Here is a 389-nt window from a genome sequence, read left to right on the forward strand (position 1 = left end):
GATCACCACGGCGTCCGGGTAGGTGGACAGCGCGGCGAGGACGACGTCGGCTGTGACGTCCGGCGGAGCGGCCACCACAACCAGCTGCGGTGACGTATCACCGAGTTCAGGCAGCGGGCTGCCGGCACCGATGTCCACGGCCACCGCCTGGTTGGTGGGCGACGGGTCCGAGAGGAACACGGGCACGCCGCGCCCCCGCAGGCCCAGTCCGATGCTGGTGCCCAGCAGCCCGGTCCCGATGACCACCACCGGGCCGTCCAGGTGGCCGCGGCCCTGGCTCTTGAACGCGGACATGCCTCAGAGCCCTACGGATGCCAGCAGGTGGCCGACTTCCTGCTTGCCCAGGTTGCGGATGCTGCCCTGGCGCTGGTCGCCGAGCCCGATGGGGC

The 389-nt window shown here is 71.7% G+C and carries 1 pseudogene; it reads right to left on the reverse strand.

The annotated features are described in order from the left end of the window. A pseudogene (locus AC1DCF_RS19155) lies at window positions 1-294 on the reverse strand (prephenate dehydrogenase); the annotation flags it as partial. Window positions 295-389: the final 95 nt, after the last annotated feature.

Source organism: Leifsonia sp. 10L418 (genome assembly GCF_056395445.1).